This is a genomic window from Leucobacter chromiireducens (genome assembly GCF_003917135.1).
GTDB classification, from domain to species: Bacteria; Actinomycetota; Actinomycetes; order Actinomycetales; family Microbacteriaceae; genus Leucobacter; species Leucobacter chromiireducens_A.
The window spans coordinates 29,820-43,661 of record NZ_RPDI01000013.1 but is presented as its reverse complement, the minus strand read 5'-3'; the positions used below and the strand labels follow the sequence as shown (position 1 = coordinate 43,661).

Genomic DNA, 13,842 nt, shown 5'->3' with positions numbered 1-13,842 from the left:
CGTTTCGGTCGATATTCTGGGGCACTCAGCGCGGTGCGCACGCCGCGCATTCGCGCTGGCGCACCCGGCCCACACACCAGACTACCCCCTCGCCGACTTGACTCGTCCCCCCGGGGGAAGGGTTTACCGTGAGACCACGGACGGAAACGGGGCGCAGCCCCGCGATGAGAGAGGGGAATCGGGATGCGGATCGGTGAGCTCGCGCGCCACGCCGGCGTATCGCTGAAGGCCGTGCGCTACTACGAACAGATCGGCCTGATCGCGCCCGAACGCGACGCGAGCGGCTACCGCTACTTCGGCGACGCTGAGCTGCGCGCGGTGCGTGAGATCCGCGCGCTCGCCGAGCTGGGGATCGCGCCGAGCCGAGCCGCGCCGTTCATCGAGTGCCTGGCCGACGGTCACGAGCACGGCGACGAGTGCGTCAGCTCGCTCGCCGCCTACCGCGACGCGATCGCCGAGCTGGACGGCGCTCTCGCGGAGCTCGGTGCCCGGCGCGCGGAGCTTGCCGAGCGCCTCGAGCGCGCCGCGGCGCGCGGCTTCGGGGGCGCGGAGGCAGTGCCAGGCGCGGAGGCAGTGCCAGGCGCGGAGGCAGTGCCAGGCGCGGAGGCAGCGCCCGACTACACCGCACTCCCGGCCGGGCTCCCCGTGCCGAGCGACGACGGCTCAGCCGATCACCTCCCCGGCGCGCTGATGCCCGAGCTCGTGCTCCGCCGTTCCGACGCCGGGAGTGTGCGGCTCAGCGCGCTGGGCCCTGGGCGCACGATCATCTACGCGTACCCCCTCTCCGGGCGGCCGGGCGTCGACCTTCCCGACGGGTGGGACGCGATCCCCGGCGCGCGCGGCTGCACCACGGAGGCCTGCGACTTCCGCGATCACTTCACCGAGCTGCGGGAGGCGGGGGCCGCGCGCGTGTTCGGGCTCTCGAGCCAGGATCCCGCGTACCAGGCTGAACTCTGCGCGCGGCTGCGCCTGCCGTTTCCGATGCTCTCCGATCCCGATCTGCGGCTCGCTGACGCGCTCCGCCTGCCGACGTTCTCCGCGCCGGGGCACGCGCGGCTGTTCGTGCGGCTCACCCTCGTCGTCCGCAACGACCGGATCGAGCACGTCTTCTTCCCGATCTTCCCACCCAACACGCACGCGCAGCAGGTGCTGCGCTGGCTCCGAGACCACCCCGAGGAGGGCGCATGAGCGCCAGCACGACCACGTTCAGCTCGACGTTCATTTTTGAGGCGCGTGAGCGCGGTGACGAGTTCTTCCGGCTCGACTCCGAGATCGCCGAGCGCGCACGACAGATTCCCGGATTCCTCGGTGAGGAGCACTGGGTGAACCCGGAGACGGGGGTGCACTCGGAGGTCTACTACTGGGACTCGCGCGAGGCGCTGCAGCAGCTGATCGGGATGGACACGCACCGGCTCGCGAAGCGGCGCGCCGACGAGTGGATCGGTCGGTACCGCGTGGTGATCGCCGAGGTGCTGAGCAGCTACGGGGACCGCGAGCTGGGGCTCGCGCACACCCCGCTCGGCAATTGATCAGGAGCGTGCCGCGCCGGCTTGCTAGCATCAGGGACTTCGCCTGGTGCGCAGCGCCGGCGCGTGGGAGACTTCCGGCAGAGAGCGAGTGGACGTGGCACGACGAAACGGGCGCAGGCGCGCAGGCGTCCTCATCGCGGCCTGCGCTGCGGTCCTCGTCGCGGCGTTCCTCGCTCCCGAGCGCTTTCCCGACGCGTTCGGACTCGCGCTCCTGTTCGAGGCGGCGCTGCCCTGGCTGGGCGTGCTCGCCGCGCTCCTGCTCATCGCCGCGCTCGTGCGGCGCGCGTGGCTGGGGATCCTCGTGAGTCTCGCTGCCGTGGTGGCGTGGTCCATCGTGTTCGTGCCGCGGATCCTGCCGCTTGAGCCCATCGCGATGGTGGGCAGCGCGGAGACGGTCTCCGTACTGAGCCAGAACGTGCGCATCGGCGCTGGTGATACCGATGAGGCGCGCGCGGCGGCCGAGCAGCTCCGCGGGGAGGACGCGGATCTCCTCGCGCTGCAGGAGATCGCACCGGATCAGCGCGACACGGTCGCCGCCGCGCTGGGGGAGTCGTACCCGTACGAGGCGCACGCGAGCACGGTCGGCCTGTGGAGCCGGTACCCGATCCTCGAGGCCGAGCCGCTCGACCTCGGCCTCGGCTGGGATCGCGCGCTGCGCGCGAGCGTCCAGACGCCGGGCGGCGACACGACCGTGTACGTGGTGCACGCCGCGTCGGCCAGGATCGACGGGCATGCGCAGCGCGACGAGATGCTCACGCAGCTCGCGGAGGTGATCCGGGCGGATGGAAGCCCGCGGATCGTGACGCTCGGCGACTTCAACGCGAGCACCGACGACCGCTTCTTCGCGCCGCTCGCCGAGCTGCTCGTGGAGCCGCGGCAGAGCGCTGGCGGATTCGGCTTCTCGTGGCCGGCGCAGTTCCCGGTGGTGCGGCTCGACCACGTGCTCGTGCGCGGCTTCGATGCGCGCGACATGGCCACACAGCGGCTGGGGGACAGCGACCACCTCGCGGTGTCCGCTGAGCTCAGGCCGGCGGCGTGATGGGCGCGCCGGGCGCATCCCGGCGGCGCGCTGGCGGCGACGGCGGAGTGCCGCCGTGGACGCTCGCGGTCGCCGCGATGCTGATCATCCAGCTCGTCAACGCGCTCTCGGTTGGGCTGATCGCCGAGCTCGGCCCGGCCGGCACCGCCTGGCTGCGCCTCACCCTTGGTGCGCTGATCCTCGTCGCGATCGCCCGCCCGCCACTGCGGCGGGTACGCCGCGGCGACGTGCTGCCGCTCATCGGTCTTGGTGCGGCAACGGGGCTCATGATGATGGCCTTTCTCTTCGCGATCGAGCGCATTCCGCTCGGCACGGCGGTCGCCATCGAGTTCCTCGGCCCGCTCGGGGTGGCCGCGGTGCTCAGCGGGAGCCGGCGCGCGCTCGTGTGGCCCGGGCTTGCGCTCGGCGGCGTGGTGCTGCTCACCGAGCCCTGGAGCGGCGCGGTGGATCCGCTCGGCGTCGGCTTCGCGGTGCTCGCCGGCGTCGGCTGGGGGAGCTACATGGTGCTCACCCAGCGGGTGGGCGATCGGTTCTCCGGCGTGAGCGCGCTCTCGCTCACGATCCCGATCGCCGCGGTGCTCGCGGCCCCGATCGGGATCCCGCTGCTCATCGGATCGTTGACGGTGCCGCTGCTCGCGCTCGCACTGGGGCTCGCCGCGCTCACGCCCGTGATCTCGCTCGGGCTCGAGATGCTCGCACTGCGCCGCATGACCCACACCGCATTCGGCACCCTGATGTCCTTGGAGCCCGCCTTCGGTGTGCTGCTCGGCGTGCTGCTGCTCGCGCAGCGTCCCGCCCCGCTGCAGCTCGTCGGCGTCGCACTCGTGGTGCTTGCCGGCGCGGCGGCGCAGCGGGGCGGGACGCGCGGCGCTCCGCCGGACTAGGCGGTCGCGGGCGCCGCGAGCCGCGGCCACCACTCCGCGCGGGTCCAGAGGTCGAGCTCTGCCTCGGCCGCTGCGCCGATACGGAACACCGTCTGGTCGTCGAACGTGCGCCCGACGATCTGCACGCCCGTCGGCACGCCGTTGGGTGCGCGGCCGGACGGCACCGCGAGCACGGGAACGCGGCCAACGATATTGAACGGCAGCGTCATCAGCTCCGAGAAGGTCGCCGCGCTGTCCGTGCAGGCGGCGTCCGCCGGCATGCCCGTGTTCGCGATCGTGGGGCAGAGCAGCGCGTCGTAGCGCTCGAGGAGGTCGCCGAGCGGGCGCGCGAACGCGCTCTCCGCGATGAGCCCGTCGACGTAGCCCCCGGCGCCGCTCGCGGCGTCGATGAACGCGCGCGTGTAGGGCATGAGCTGGGCGAGCTGCGCGGGATCGCTGTCGCCGACGCTCTCGATGAACGGCCCCATCACCGCGCCGAAGTGCGCCCACGCGGTGCGCAGCACCTGCTCGGGGGTCCACGGCAGCTCCACCTCCTCGACGGTGGCGCCCGCCGAGCGCAGCGCGTCAGCGACCGCGCGCGTGTTCGCGATCACCGCGGGATCGGGGGAGTAGCCCCCGAGGGTGTAGCTGAGCGCGATCCGCAGGCCGGCGAGGCTCGCGACGTCAGCCGAGACCCGCAGCTGGGGGCGGAGCGATGCCGGATCCCCAGCCCACGGGCCGGAGATCACGTTCTGGAGCATGGCGACGTCGGCGACGCTTCGCCCCATCGGGCCGTCCGCGCAGTACGTGTCGCTGCTGAACGGCGGCAGTCCGGGGACGCGTGCGAACGGCGGCTTGAACCCGACGACTCCGCAGTACGAGGAGGGGATCCGAATCGAGCCGCCGATGTCCGAGCCGGTCGCGAGCGTCGTCGCGCCGGCCGCGAGGACCGCGCCGGAACCGCCGGAGGAACCGCCAGGGGTCATGTCCGTGTTGTGTGGGTTGCGCGTCACGCCCCAGAGCGCCGTGTGCGTCACGGGGGCGCAGCAGAACTCGGGTGTGGTGGTGCGCCCGTGCACCACCGCCCCGGCATCGAAGATGCGCTCAACAATGGGGTGCGTCACCTCGGCGACCGCGCCGCGCTCCAGCAGCGAGCCCTCCTCGGCGAGTCGCCCGGCGATCGGCTGCTCCTCCTTCAGCATGAGCGGCACGCCCTCGAGCGGGCGGGCGTCGCCGCGCCGGTATCGCTCGGCCGCCGCGTGCGCGGCGGCGTACGCATCATCGAGCATCTCCTCGGTGACCGCGCCGATCAGCGGCTCCGTTGCCGCGGTGCGTGCAACCACGGAGTCGAGGAGCTCGACGGGGGAGAGCTCCCCGGTCTCAAATCGGCGGATCGACTCGGTTGCGGTGAGGTACTGCAGTTCCACGGATTCTCCTTCGCTGGGACGCGCCATCGCATGCCCGTACGTTGTACGGTACGCCGTACGGGGCTATCGTGGCAAGCATGGCTAATCCGGTTCGCACTGATACACGTTCGCGCGCTGACACGACTGCGCGCGCAGCGCGCGATTGCGCACCGCTGAGCCGAGCGGTGGTGTCGGCGGCCGCCCTCCGCATGATCGAGGAGGCCGGCATCGAAGCGCTGACGATGCGCGCGCTCGCTGCGGACCTCGGCGTCGGCACGATGACCCTCTACACGCATGTCCGCGGCCGCGACGACGTGCTGCTGGCGGCGGTCGAGCGGCTCATCGCGGAACTCGACATGGCCGGCGTGACGGCGCGCGCGGGGAGCGACTGGCGCGATCACCTCGCCGAGGTGCTCGCCGCGTATGCAGCGCTCGCCGATCGGCATCCGCGATCCTTCGAGCTGCTGGCCCTCGCCCCGTACGCCGACGGGCCGGTCGCCCCGCACCTCGCGAGCGCGGAGCAGGCGCTCATCGCTGGCGGGCTCGCCGCTCCCGATGCGCGCTTCGCGCTCGGCACCGCGGACGCCTTCGCCACCGGCTTCCTCGTAGTGCGTGCCCGGACCGCGGTGCGCGCGGGCGGCGCGGCGGCCGCGGCGGCGTCCCACGGTCCGGCCGCGTACGCCCGCGGTGTCGCCGCGGTGATCGCGGGGATCGCGGCGACGCTCGAGGCCTCGGGGGCGGAGACCCTGTGAACGCGTCGCCGGAGCCGCGGATCGCGTGACCGCGTTGCTCGGTGGGTCGAGCAGCCGTGCGCGAGGGGGGACTTGAACCCCCACGTCCGAGGACACTGGAACCTAAATCCAGCGCGTCTGCCAATTCCGCCACTCGCGCGTGGTGCCGCTGCGGGCACCGACTCATCATAGCGGGCCGGGCGCACCCGAGGCGCGGCGCCGATCCCGCACGCAACTCCGCACGCAACTCCGCCCTTGACCCCGCCGTAACGTCATGGTCCTGACTTGGGTGCATGACGCATATTCCCATCGTGTACCTCACCTCCTACGCGCTCTCCCTGCTCGGCAACTCGATCATGGGCATCGCCTTCCCGCTCATCGTGCTGCAGATCACCGGCAGCGCGCTCGGTGCCGGCGCGGTGGCCGCCGCGACCGCGGTGCCCGCCGTGCTCGCCGGGGTGCTCGCCGGCGTGGTCATCGACCGGATCAACCGCCGTACGGCATCCGTGGTCGCCGACCTGATCTCCGCAGCGACCGTCGCCGCGCTGCCCCTCATCGATATGTTCTCGGGCCTGAACCTCGGCTGGTTCATCCTCTGCGGCGTGCTGGGCTCGCTCGGCGACATCCCCGGCATGACCGCGCGCGAGACGCTCCTCCCCGCGATCGTGCGGCAGAGCGGGATCCCGGCCGAGCGCCTCGTCGGCATCCGCGAAGCGATCGGCTCGCTGGTGCTCCTGATCGGCCCGGCTGCTGCGGGCACCCTGATGGTGCTGTTCAGCGGCTCGACGGTGCTGTGGATCACGGCGGCGACCTCCGCGGCCGCGGCGCTCAGCACCCTGCTCCTGCCGCGCAGCGTCGGCGCCGTGCCGACGGGGGAGACGCCGCCGCTCACGCCCGGGGTGACCACGGAGCGCGCCCCGACCACCTGGTCGGAGCTCCGCGCGGGCTGGCGGATGCTCTTCAGTAACCGATTCCTGCTGACGAGCACGGCGCTGAGCGTGATCTCGGTGATGGTGCTCGCCCCGCTGCAGGGTCTCGTGCTGCCCGTGCACTTCACGGCCATCGAGGAGCCGGGGATGCTCGGCTTCGTGATCTCCGCCCTCGCCGCCGGGATGCTGCTCGGCAGCGTGCTCTACGCGGCTGCTGGGACTCGGGGGCGCCGGCGTGTGTGGTTCGTGACCGGCCTCCTCGGCACCGGGGTGGGCTTCGGCGTGATCGGGGCGCTCGGCCCCGTGTGGACGATCCTCGCCGGGGCCGGCATCGTCGGGCTCGCGAGTGGGCTGTTCGGCGGACTGATCGGTGTGCTGATGATCGAGCGGATTCCCGAGGACATGCGCGGCCGCGTCATGGGCACCCAGAACTCGCTGATGATGCTGGCGACGCCGGCGGGGCTCGTCGTGGTGGCCCTGCTCACGGAGTACGGCAGCGCACGGTTCGCGGCGCTGGCGCTCGCGTGCCTGTGGCTGGGGGCGATCGCCATTGGCCTCTTCGCGAAGTCTCTGCGTACGCTGGAGGCGCCGGTCGGCACGGATACGAACTCGGAGGACGGACATGCGCAGCGGTGAACTCGCGCGACTCGCCGGGGTGACGGTGCGCACGCTGCGCCACTACCACCAGCTGGGGATCCTGCCCGAGCCTGCGCGGGGGCGCAACGGCTACCGCGAGTACAGCGTGAGCGAACTGATCCGCGTGCTCCGCATCCGGCGCCTCGCCTCGATCGGGATCGCGCTTGAGGACACGCCGGCGCTCATCGACTCGCCGGCGAGCGCGAGCGCCGTGGTGCTCGACGAGCTCGACGCGCGGCTGGTCGCGCAGATCGAGCAGCTGTCGGCGCAGCGCGCGGTGATCCGGGAGCTGCGCGTGCTCGGCGCCGCGCCGGATCTCCCGCCTGAGCTCGCCCCGTTCCTGCTCGCGGACGAGGACGCCGGCATGCCGCCGGAGGTGCTGTCCGTCGACCGGGAGCAGTCGGTGCTGCTCGCGCGCCTCGCGCAGCTCACGGGCGACGGCGGTACCGAGGAACTCGTGCGCCTGTACCGGCGGTTGAGCGACGCCCGCATCGCCGCGCACACTCGCGAGTTCTCGATCCGGTTCGGCAGCATCGGCGACGCCAACACGGCCGCCGAGCTTGACGCGTACGCCGACGAGTTCGTCTCGGTGATCGCGCCGCTGCTCTCCGAGATCGCCGCCGAGGGGCTGGACATCGACCTGAGCGATGCCCGGCACCTCATCGATGCGTATCAGTCCGAGACGCTGAACCCGCAGCAGGTCTACGTGCTCGAGCGCGCGACCGCGCAGCTGGGCGAACTCGTGGCGACCGCCGGCGGCTAGCGCTGCGGCTCGACGACCTCGGCGCCGTCGGGGAGCGCGGCGCCGGCCGGGATTCGCACGGTGACGTAGCCATCGGCGGCGACGGGAGCCGCTGGGGCCGCGGGAGCGGCTGGCGCCTGCGCGAGCGGCGCGCGGAGCTCCGCCTCCATGCCGCCAGCGGTCACCTCGTCGCGCTGCACGGCCGGGTGATGCTGCGCCATCTTGTCGATCCAGGCGAGCGCGAGCGCGGAGACGATGAACGCGAGGTGGATCATGACCTCCCAGAACACGCCGGTCGAGGAGTAGATGACCTTGTCGCCCGAGGTGACGACCCCGTCCTCCATGCGGCCGACCTCGATGAACGTCTTCAGGAGGTGGATCGAGGAGATCGAGATGATCGACACCGCGAGCTTGACCTTCAGCAGGTTCGCGTTGACGTGCGAGAGCCAGTCAGGCTCGTCGTGGTGTCCCTGCACGCGGATCTTCGAGACGAACGTCTCGTAGCCGCCGATGATCACCATGATCAGGAGGTTGGCGATCATCACGATGTCGATGAGCGCCAGCACGCTCAGCATGATGTCGGTCTCGGTGACCTCGCCGGTCACCACGACCTTCTCGACGAGGTGCCACAGCTCGACGAAGAACAGGATGACGTACACCGCCTGCGCGATGATGAGGCCGAGGTAGAGCGGCGCCTGCAGCCAGCGGCTCGCGAAGATGAACGCGGCGAGGGTGCGCGACGCCGCGCCCGGGCCGTGCTCGGTGCTGCGCGCAATCGGCGACGTCGTGCGTTGATTCACTGGGGTTCTCCTGGCGTGACTCGTGTGGCAAAAGGGGAGTCACATGCTATCGCAGCGCGGCCCGGCGAGGCTGTGGGGCGACCGCAGCGGGGGTATACTTGCTCCCTGCGAAGGGGAGTATTCCGTTTCGCCCGTGTCGTCAATACGCCGCGCGCAGATCGCGTGGCCGGTGCGGGTGCGGCTCGGCCAGCTCTGGCCGGTGCCGGGAAGAGACTTTCGGTCGTTTGCGCACCCTGCGCCAGCCGAAGGAGAAGTATCCACCAGTGAACTCAGTGTTGCCGTTCTGGTTCGAAGTCACCTCGATGATCGTGCTCGTCGCGATCCTCGTCATCGACCTGCTCCTCATCATCAAGCGCCCGCACGTCCCCTCCATGCGCGAGGCGAGCCTGTGGGTGGGCTTCTACGTCCTGCTCGCGCTCGCATTCGCCGGCGCCATCTTCCTGCTCGGCGACGTGCAGCACGGCACGGAGTTCCTTGCCGGCTGGCTCACCGAGTACAGCCTCTCGATTGATAATCTCTTCGTGTTCGTGCTGATCCTCGGGGCGTTCAAGGTGCCGAGCGCCTACCAGCAGCGCGCGCTCATGATCGGGATCGTCCTCGCGCTCATCTTCCGCGGGATCTTCATCCTCGTCGGAGCCGTGGTGATCGAGAAGTTCATCGCGATCTTCTTCCTGTTCGGCGCGTGGCTCATCTGGACCGCGTGGCAGCAGGTGAAGCCGGGCGGCCACGACGAGCAGGGCGACAGCTGGATCATCCGTCAGGTCAAAAAGGTCATGCCGTTCAGCGACGAGTACGACGGCGGGAAGCTCCGCACCACGGTGGACGGCAAGCGCATGTTCACCCCGTTCCTGCTCGTGCTCATCTCGCTCGGCGCGACGGACCTCCTGTTCGCGCTCGACTCGATCCCCGCGATCTTCGGCATCACGCAGAGCCCGTTCATCGTGTTCACCGCGAACGTCTTCGCGCTGATGGGCCTGCGTCAGCTCTACTTCCTGCTGGGTGGCCTGCTGGATCGCCTGCCGTACCTGAAGTACGGCATCGCCGCGATCCTCGCGTTCATCGGCGTGAAGCTGATCCTGCACGCCCTGCACGAGAACGAGTTGCCGTTCATCAACGGCGGCGAGCACGTCCCGGTGCCTGAGATCAGCACCGGCATGTCGCTCGGCTTCATCGTGCTCGCGATGGGTGTCGCGACGATCGCGAGCGTCGTGAAGGCGCGCCGCGATGCGGCGGCGAGCGGCGAGCGGCTGCACTTCGGCGCCGCAGAGCAGCGCAGCGAGGACTAGCTGGCGCGCCACACGAACGCACCCACTCCGGCACCCCCGGCACGCCACGGCGGCCGGGGGTGCCGCGGTCTGCCAGACGCCGGTGGTAGACTGCTCGCTATGCGTCTGCGGCGGCTGCTTCTTCACAGCCGCGACGGGTTTTAGCCTTCGGCCACCCCGTCGCGGAGTTCCCGCATGGCCGAATCTGCACCGCGTCGGTGCGAAGGAATAATTCGTGCCGCGCACTGCTTGTACAGCGTAGAGACTGAGAAGAGAAGCAACAATGAGCGATCAGAACGCATCAGGATCCGGCACGGCCGCGGCGAAGCGGCCGCGCACGCTCGCCGAGAAGCTCTGGGACGACCACGTCGTCGTCAAGGGCGAGAACGGCGAGCCCGACCTCATCTACATCGACCTCCACCTGATCCACGAGGTCACGAGCCCGCAGGCGTTCGACGGGCTGCGCGCGGCGGACCGCCCGCTGCGCCGTGTTGACCTCATGATCGCCACCGAGGATCACAACACCCCGACGCTCAACATCACCCGTCAGATCGAGGATCCGACGAGCCGGCTGCAGATCGAGACGCTGCGCCACAACGTCGCCGACTTCGGCGTGCGCGCGCACCCGCTCGGCGACAAGGAGCAGGGCATCGTCCACGTCGTTGGCCCGCAGCTGGGGCTCACCATGCCGGGCATCACGGTCGTCTGCGGCGACAGCCACACCTCGACGCACGGCGCGTTCGGCGCGCTCGCGTTCGGCATCGGCACGAGCGAGGTCGAGCACGTGATGGCGACGCAGACGCTGCCGCTCAAGCCGTTCAAGACGATGGCGATCACCGTGGAGGGCGAGCTGCGCCCCGGCGTCACCGCGAAGGACATCATCCTCGCCGTGATCGCGAAGATCGGCACGGGCGGCGGGCAGGGCTACGTGCTCGAGTACCGCGGCTCGGCGATCCGCTCGCTGTCGATGGACGGCCGGATGACGATCTGCAACATGTCGATCGAGGCTGGCGCGCGCGCCGGCATGGTCGCGCCGGATCAGATCACGTTCGACTACGTGCAGGGCCGCGAGCACGCGCCGCAGGGTGCCGACTGGGACGCAGCGGTCGAGTACTGGAAGACGCTGCCCACCGACGAGGGCGCCGAGTTCGACGCCGAGGTGTTCATCGACGCGAACGAGCTGGAGCCGTTCGTGACCTGGGGCACGAACCCCGGCCAGGGCGTGCTGCTCAGCGACACCGTGCCGAACCCGGCCGAGATCGCTGACCCCAACGAGCGCGCAGCGGCTGAGCGCGCGCTCGAGTACATGGACCTGACCGCCGGCATGCCGATGAAGGACATCGCGGTGGACGCCGTGTTCATGGGCTCCTGCACGAACAGCCGGCTCGACGACCTGCGCACCTTCGCGAACCTGATCAAGGGCAAGCAGAAGGCTGACGGTGTCCGCCTCATGGTGGTGCCAGGCTCCGCGCGCGTGCGGCTCGAGGCCGAGGCCGAGGGGATCGACAAGATCGTCGAGGAGTTCGGCGGCGAGTGGCGCTTCGCCGGCTGCTCGATGTGCCTCGGCATGAACCCGGACCAGCTCGCACCGGGCGAGCGCTGCGCGTCCACCTCGAACCGCAACTTCGAGGGGCGCCAGGGCAAGGGCGGCCGCACGCACCTCGTGTCGCCGCTCGTCGCCGCGGCCACCGCGATCCGCGGCACGCTGTCGAGCCCGTGGGACCTGCAGACCGACGCCGCCAACGGCATCACACACGACGCGAGCGAGAAGGCGGAGGCGTAATCACCATGGAGAAGTTCACCACCATCACGGGCGTTGCCGCGCCGCTCACGCGGTCGAACGTTGACACCGACCAGATCATCCCCGCGGTGTTCCTGAAGCGGGTCACGAAGACCGGCTTCGACGACGCGCTCTTCCACCACTGGCGCCAGGACGAGAGCTTCGTGCTGAACCAGCCGGAGTACCGCGACGCCGAGATCCTCGTCGCCGGCCCCGACTTCGGGACCGGTTCCTCGCGCGAGCACGCCGTCTGGGCGCTGCGCGACTACGGCTTCAAGGTGGTCATCTCGCCGCGTTTCGCCGACATCTTCCGTGGCAACTCGGGCAAGCAGGGGCTGCTCGCCGCGCAGGTGTCGGAGGAGGACGTCGCGAAGCTGTGGGAGGCCATGGCCGCCGAGCCCGGCGCGAAACTGACCGTGAGCCTGGAGGACCGAACGGTCACCGCAGGGGAACTCACCGTCCCGTTTGACATTGACGACTACACCCGCTGGCGCCTCATGGAGGGGCTCGACGATATCTCGTTGACCCTCCGCAACGAGGACGCGATCGCCGAGTTCGAATCCCGCCGCCCGGCGTGGATGCCGACGACGACGCCGCTGGCCCAGACCGCATAGAGTTCGGAGACACCGAGTGACCGAAGCAGTGACCACCCCCGGAGACGACGCTGAGCTTCCCGACGGCGCGCTGAAAAGCAGCCCTGAGGAGGAGGCCGCGGCGGGCCGCAAACGCGACGCGCAGAAAGCCGGTGCGCGCGTTGGCCTGACCTCTGACGAGATCATCATCAACGGCGGGCGTCCGCTGCAGGGCCGCATCGAGGTGCGCGGTGCGAAGAACCTCGCCACCAAGGCGATGGTCGCCGCGCTCCTCGGCAAGACGCCGAGCGTGCTGCGCAACGTCCCGAACATCTCGGATGTTCGGGTCGTTGCCGGCCTGCTCGCCCTGCACGGCGTGCTCATCACGCGCGGCGAGGAGCCAGGGGAGTGGCGGCTCGATCCCTCGAACGTCGAGATGGCGCACAAGGCCGACATCGACGCGCACGCCGGCTCGTCCCGGATCCCGATCCTGTTCTGCGGCCCGCTGCTGCACCGCCTCGGTGAGGCGTTCATCCCTGATCTCGGCGGCTGCCGGATCGGCGATCGCCCGATCGACTTCCACCTCGACGCGCTGCGCGAGTTCGGCGCGGTCATCGAGAAGCTTCCGAGCGGCATCAGCCTCACGGCACCGAACGGGCTGAAGGGCGCGAACATCGAGCTGCCATACCCCTCGGTCGGCGCGACCGAGCAGGTGCTGCTCACCGCGGTGCTCGCGGAGGGGCAGACCGAGCTGCGCAACGCCGCGATCGAGCCCGAGATCGTCGACCTCATCTGCATCCTGCAGAAGATGGGCGCGATCATCTCGATGGAGCCGAACCGCGTCATCTTCATCGAGGGCGTCGACGAGCTCCGCGGCTACAACCACCGCGCGATCTTCGATCGCAACGAGGCGGCCAGCTGGGCGGCCGCCGCGCTCGCGACCAAGGGCGACGTGTTCGTCGGTGGCGTGAAGCAGGAAGAGATGATGACCTTCCTGAACGTCTTCCGCAAGGTGGGCGGCGACTTCGACGTGCACGACGACGGCATCCGCTTCTGGCACCCGGGCGGCGAGCTCAAGCCCGTCACGATCGAGACCGATGTGCACCCCGGCTTCATGACCGACTGGCAGCAGCCGCTCGTGGTCGCGCTGACGCAGGCGCAGGGCGTGTCCACGATCCACGAGACCGTGTACGAGAACCGCTTCGGCTTCACCGACGCCCTGAACCAGATGGGCGCCAACATCGTGGTGCACAAGGACGGGCTCGCCGCGGACGAGCGCCGCGTGATGCGGCGCGAGTTCGAGCAGGCGGCCGTGATCACCGGCCCGACCCCGCTCACCGCGGCCGACATCGAGGTGCCGGATCTGCGCGGTGGCTTCAGCCACCTTATCGCCGCGCTCACCGCTGAGGGGCAGTCCAAGGTCACGAACCTCGGCATCATCTCCCGCGGCTACGAGAACTTCATCGAGAAGCTTCGGCTGCTCGGCGCGGATTTCGTCTACGAGAGCTAGGCCGCACGTCCGAGCGACCGAACGATCTGCGGCGCGCTCG

The 13,842-nt window shown here is 70.3% G+C and carries 13 protein-coding genes and 1 tRNA gene; 11 read left to right on the top strand and 3 right to left on the bottom strand.

The window, feature by feature from the left end:
• Window positions 1-183 precede the first annotated feature (183 nt).
• From EGM46_RS08020 to EGM46_RS08005, 4 genes are all read left to right on the top strand, one after another.
• Complete coding sequence (locus tag EGM46_RS08020; RefSeq protein ID WP_125099638.1) at window positions 184-1,188, top strand: MerR family DNA-binding transcriptional regulator; 1,005 nt, start codon at window positions 184-186, stop codon at window positions 1,186-1,188.
• On the top strand, window positions 1,185-1,529 hold the full coding sequence (locus EGM46_RS08015; protein WP_125099637.1) for an antibiotic biosynthesis monooxygenase family protein: 345 nt from the start codon (window positions 1,185-1,187) through the stop codon (window positions 1,527-1,529). Before EGM46_RS08020 ends, EGM46_RS08015 begins: the two co-directional genes overlap by 4 nt.
• A gap of 94 nt (window positions 1,530-1,623) precedes the next feature.
• Entirely contained in the window at window positions 1,624-2,568 is a 945-nt protein-coding gene (locus EGM46_RS08010) for an endonuclease/exonuclease/phosphatase family protein (RefSeq protein ID WP_125099636.1), read from the top strand.
• Window positions 2,568-3,452, top strand: coding sequence for an EamA family transporter (locus EGM46_RS08005; protein ID WP_241156248.1), 885 nt, complete (start codon window positions 2,568-2,570; stop codon window positions 3,450-3,452). The genes EGM46_RS08010 and EGM46_RS08005 overlap by 1 nt, the downstream gene beginning before the upstream one ends.
• On the opposite strand, the gene EGM46_RS08000 is transcribed toward EGM46_RS08005, so the two are convergent.
• A complete protein-coding gene (locus tag EGM46_RS08000) occupies window positions 3,449-4,858 on the bottom strand; it encodes an amidase (protein WP_125099635.1) in 1,410 nt (469 codons plus the stop codon). The genes EGM46_RS08005 and EGM46_RS08000 overlap by 4 nt on opposite strands.
• Before the next feature lie 167 nt (window positions 4,859-5,025).
• Here EGM46_RS08000 and EGM46_RS07995 point away from each other — a divergent pair, with 167 nt between their 5' ends.
• Window positions 5,026-5,589 carry a TetR/AcrR family transcriptional regulator gene (locus EGM46_RS07995; RefSeq protein ID WP_164512839.1) on the top strand — a complete coding sequence of 188 codons (564 nt, stop codon included), beginning with the start codon at window positions 5,026-5,028 and terminating at the stop codon, window positions 5,587-5,589.
• Between the two features lie 57 nt (window positions 5,590-5,646).
• Here EGM46_RS07995 and EGM46_RS07990 read toward each other — a convergent pair.
• Window positions 5,647-5,728: transfer RNA gene (locus EGM46_RS07990), tRNA-Leu, on the bottom strand.
• Between the two features lie 133 nt (window positions 5,729-5,861).
• Between EGM46_RS07990 and EGM46_RS07985 the strand changes: the two genes are divergently transcribed.
• Together EGM46_RS07985 and EGM46_RS07980 are read left to right on the top strand one after the other, a co-directional pair.
• Window positions 5,862-7,133: an MFS transporter gene (locus tag EGM46_RS07985; protein WP_125099633.1), complete on the top strand. Its 1,272-nt coding sequence runs from the start codon at window positions 5,862-5,864 to the stop codon at window positions 7,131-7,133.
• Window positions 7,120-7,896, top strand: coding sequence for a MerR family transcriptional regulator (locus tag EGM46_RS07980; RefSeq protein WP_125099632.1), 777 nt, complete (start codon window positions 7,120-7,122; stop codon window positions 7,894-7,896). Before EGM46_RS07985 ends, EGM46_RS07980 begins: the two co-directional genes overlap by 14 nt.
• On the opposite strand, the gene EGM46_RS07975 is transcribed toward EGM46_RS07980, so the two are convergent.
• A complete protein-coding gene (locus tag EGM46_RS07975; RefSeq protein WP_125099631.1) occupies window positions 7,893-8,675 on the bottom strand; it encodes a TIGR00645 family protein in 783 nt (260 codons plus the stop codon). The genes EGM46_RS07980 and EGM46_RS07975 overlap by 4 nt on opposite strands.
• Before the next feature lie 263 nt (window positions 8,676-8,938).
• On the opposite strand from EGM46_RS07975, the gene EGM46_RS07970 reads away from it, so the two are divergent.
• The 4 genes from EGM46_RS07970 (at window position 8,939) to murA (ending at window position 13,802) form a co-directional block, all read left to right on the top strand.
• Window positions 8,939-9,961, top strand: a complete 1,023-nt coding sequence (locus EGM46_RS07970) for a TerC family protein (RefSeq protein WP_125099630.1) — start codon at window positions 8,939-8,941, stop codon at window positions 9,959-9,961.
• 262 nt (window positions 9,962-10,223) lie between these two features.
• Window positions 10,224-11,723: a 3-isopropylmalate dehydratase large subunit gene (gene leuC, locus EGM46_RS07965; protein WP_125099629.1), complete on the top strand. Its 1,500-nt coding sequence runs from the start codon at window positions 10,224-10,226 to the stop codon at window positions 11,721-11,723.
• Window positions 11,724-11,728: 5 nt separating this feature from the next.
• Window positions 11,729-12,334, top strand: coding sequence for a 3-isopropylmalate dehydratase small subunit (gene leuD / locus EGM46_RS07960; RefSeq protein ID WP_125099628.1), 606 nt, complete (start codon window positions 11,729-11,731; stop codon window positions 12,332-12,334).
• 145 nt (window positions 12,335-12,479) lie between these two features.
• Complete coding sequence (gene murA, locus EGM46_RS07955; protein WP_125099675.1) at window positions 12,480-13,802, top strand: UDP-N-acetylglucosamine 1-carboxyvinyltransferase; 1,323 nt, start codon at window positions 12,480-12,482, stop codon at window positions 13,800-13,802.
• The last annotated feature ends 40 nt before the right edge of the window (window positions 13,803-13,842 follow it).

What these genes read in the sequence shown, in the direction of transcription:
- EGM46_RS08020 (WP_125099638.1), top strand. Translation starts at nt 184, where the DNA reads ATGCGGATCGGTGAGCTCGCGCGCCACGCCGGCGTATCGCTGAAGGCC.
- EGM46_RS08015 (WP_125099637.1), top strand. Translation starts at nt 1,185, where the DNA reads ATGAGCGCCAGCACGACCACGTTCAGCTCGACGTTCATTTTTGAGGCG.
- EGM46_RS08005 (WP_241156248.1), top strand. Translation starts at nt 2,568, where the DNA reads ATGGGCGCGCCGGGCGCATCCCGGCGGCGCGCTGGCGGCGACGGCGGA.
- EGM46_RS07985 (WP_125099633.1), top strand. Translation starts at nt 5,862, where the DNA reads ATGACGCATATTCCCATCGTGTACCTCACCTCCTACGCGCTCTCCCTG.
- EGM46_RS07980 (WP_125099632.1), top strand. Translation starts at nt 7,120, where the DNA reads ATGCGCAGCGGTGAACTCGCGCGACTCGCCGGGGTGACGGTGCGCACG.
- leuC (WP_125099629.1), top strand. Translation starts at nt 10,224, where the DNA reads ATGAGCGATCAGAACGCATCAGGATCCGGCACGGCCGCGGCGAAGCGG.
- leuD (WP_125099628.1), top strand. Translation starts at nt 11,729, where the DNA reads ATGGAGAAGTTCACCACCATCACGGGCGTTGCCGCGCCGCTCACGCGG.